Origin of the sequence: Psittacicella hinzii (genome assembly GCF_003585885.1) — a bacterium.
Classification (GTDB): Bacteria; Pseudomonadota; Gammaproteobacteria; order Enterobacterales; family Psittacicellaceae; genus Psittacicella.
Window position 1 is genome coordinate 1 of record NZ_NRHC01000105.1, and the last position, 3,042, is coordinate 3,042.

Here is a 3,042-nt window from a genome sequence, read left to right on the forward strand (position 1 = left end):
CAATTTCGGGAATCCCTAATGTAAGGGGTGTTAAAGTTTGAGCTAAGATTGGCTTACTAATGTTTGGTTTCTTAAGATCTAACTTTCCTAACAGCTAACTGTTATAGGTTACCTAATTGTTGAAAATAATTAAACAGTATTGTGAATATATAGGTGTTTATTAATAAATTCTTCAAGAGTATAATAGGCGTATAAACAAAATAATCAAAAGGCAATTCAAATATTGCATAGCTTAGAGAGTTTATTGAAGATCTTATCGAGAAGCTCATAAAATTATTCATTGAGTGATGAAGTCATAATGAATGATTAAGTCATAATAAATGACTAAGAGATAATTAAATTTTTACAATTCATCTTTAATTAGGTTTAACCTACGTAGTAAATTTTTAAAACAACGAACTCAATTTTTTTTTACAAACAAAAACATACAGACACAAACAAAAAAGGAAACATATTATGTCAACTAATTACCCATACGTAACTTTAAATAACGGTGTAAAAATGCCTCAATTAGGTTTTGGGGTATTCCAAGTAACTGATGAAGTACAATGTGAAGAAGTGGTATTAGAAGCTTTACAAGCTGGTTACCGTATGATTGATACAGCGCAAGCTTACATGAATGAAGAAGCTGTAGGTCGTGCAATTAAACGTAGCGGTATTCCACGTGAAGAGATTTTTGTTACTACTAAACTTTGGGTTTCAGACGCAAGTGAAGAAAAAGCAAAACAAGCATTTGCAAGAAGCTTAGAAAAACTTGGTTTAGATTACATTGACCTTTACTTAATTCACCAACCTGTAGGTGATGTCTTTGGTGCTTGGAGAGCAATGGAAGAGCTTTACCAAGAGGGTAAAATTCGTGCTATTGGTGTAAGTAACTTTGCTCCAGATCAAATTATGAACTTAATGCTGTTTAACAAAGTTAAACCTGCTGTTAACCAAATTGAGATGCACCCATTCTATCAACGTGAAGATGTGCGTGCATTTCTAGAAGAAAATGGAGTGGTAACTGAATCTTGGGCAAGTTTTGCGGAAGGTAGAAATAACATTTTTACTAATCCTGTATTAAGTGAAATTGCCCAAGCGCATGGTAAGTCAGTTGCGCAAGTTATCTTAAAATGGTTATTACAACGCAACGTTGTTGTTATTCCAAAATCTGTAACCTCTTCAAGAATCAAAGAGAATTTAAACAGCTTTGATTTTGAATTAACAGCAGAGGAAATGGAAAGAATTAAAACGCTAGATTTAAATCAAAGTTTATTTATTGATCATCGTTCACCTGAAGCAGTAAAATACTTATCAACTTATAAATCATAAGTTCTAAATGTAAGAGCATGTTGTGTGACTTTATAAATCTCTAATGTTTGGATTAGTATTGATGATATGTGTTCATGTAAGACTATTGATTGCAAGATAACCATGTAAAAAACATATTATGAGGGTGATTTTGTATACATATCTATACATATAAGTATGTATTCATACATATCTAGGTATATGTGTGCATAGTCATGCATATTTGCGCATATGTGTGCGTATTCATACGTGTCTATACATATTCATACACAAGATGTAAATCTATACGCTTAATGTAAGGATAAGAGAATAAAATTAGTAGCAATTGAATTAGGTAGTAATTTGCAGTCAAGTAGTTATCGGTACTACTTGGCTTTTTTTACTTTTACATTCTCTTGTTTAGGTTCTTGGTGTTTACGTATTTTTGCATACTATCATACTTGCATACTTCGTTATTCAGTTTACACTTTGTACTTGCTGATAGCTTAAGATCTAGGTGCATGAAAAATCTGTGAGAGAAGTAAATTAGCTTCTGAATTCTTAAGACTTAAGATGGGATTATCCTGTTAGCTGATTAGTGATTATTGATCATGATTACCTTGAGTTAGATATAATTGAATAATCAATATCTACATAAGTTTTGTTAGGTATAGGTGTAACTGTAGATAGCTCTTATTAGTTGCAACATTGTTGTGAGATCTGGTTTAGCTGTGAGCTGAAAGAAGACTTAAGGAAGAAGTTATGAAGTCGATTAAACCTGAACTCTATATTGGAACTTACTCATCTCCTGTGGGTGAGTTAACTTTAGTTGTGTATGACAATTCTCTATGGAGAGTTTATTTTGCATCAGAGCTTGCTGATAAAGTAGCAGAGTTGACTAAGAGTGTGCTCAATAAAGAATTTTATGCTGATGAGAGTAAGGGAAAGTGTGACAAGGGTATAGATATTCGAGAAGTAGTTGTTAGTGAGTTTGTTAAGTCTGCAGGCAAGTTAAAATCAACAAGTAACAATTCAAGCAAAGTTGAAGAATCTATTAAGATCAATAAACGCCAAGCCTTGTCCAAAGAAACAGAAACCTCAATAATTTCAGCTTCCAGAGTTAACCAGCCTAAGTATCTAAATCGTGAAGAAGTTGATTTACGTTGGGTAGATGATTTAAATCAGCATGAAGTTCTTAATAGAGTAAGGGATTGTTTAGATAAGTATTTTGCTGGTGAAAGAGTAGACTTCACGAGTATAGCTTACAGTCTCTGCGGGACAGAGTTTCAACTTCAAGTATGGCAAGCTCTTACACTAATACCTTACGGGTGCTCTACAAGCTATGGAGAAATAGCAAAGCGAATTAATCGACCGAAAGCTGTACGTGCAGTAGCGCAAGCTATTGGAGCTAATCCTCTACCAATTGTTATTCCTTGTCACCGTGATAGGTAAGAATGGAGAAATCACAGGGTATAATGGAGGATTAGACAAGAAAAGAATTTTACTAGATCTTGAAAGTATAAAGTACAAGGATTTAGATTAGGATTTAGATTAGGATATAAGTAATTCTGTACTTGGTGTTGTTAGGTAGCTAATAATAGAGAGCAACTTAATAAGTAGCAAACACCTTCAAATTTACAAATTTACAAATTTACAAATTTACAAATTTACAAATTTATAAATTTATAAATTTATAAATTTATAAATTGCAGAACAAGATCTAATTTAGGTAATTAGTATTTGAAATAAGTCGGAGAATGTAAAAAATAA

2 protein-coding genes are annotated in these 3,042 nt (G+C 32.4%); both read left to right on the forward strand.

What is annotated here, in order from left to right:
* The first annotated feature begins 456 nt into the window (after positions 1–456).
* Complete coding sequence (locus CKF54_RS07050) at positions 457–1,314, forward strand: aldo/keto reductase (protein ID WP_119525650.1); 858 nt, start codon at positions 457–459, stop codon at positions 1,312–1,314.
* A 720-nt stretch (positions 1,315–2,034) separates the two neighbouring features.
* Complete coding sequence (locus tag CKF54_RS07055; RefSeq protein WP_262407829.1) at positions 2,035–2,724, forward strand: methylated-DNA--[protein]-cysteine S-methyltransferase; 690 nt, start codon at positions 2,035–2,037, stop codon at positions 2,722–2,724.
* Positions 2,725–3,042 lie beyond the last annotated feature (318 nt).

Excerpts from the sequence above, each read along its gene's own strand:
- CKF54_RS07055 (WP_262407829.1), top strand. The coding sequence starts at position 2,035 with ATGAAGTCGATTAAACCTGAACTCTATATTGGAACTTACTCATCTCCT.
- CKF54_RS07050 (WP_119525650.1), top strand. The coding sequence starts at position 457 with ATGTCAACTAATTACCCATACGTAACTTTAAATAACGGTGTAAAAATG.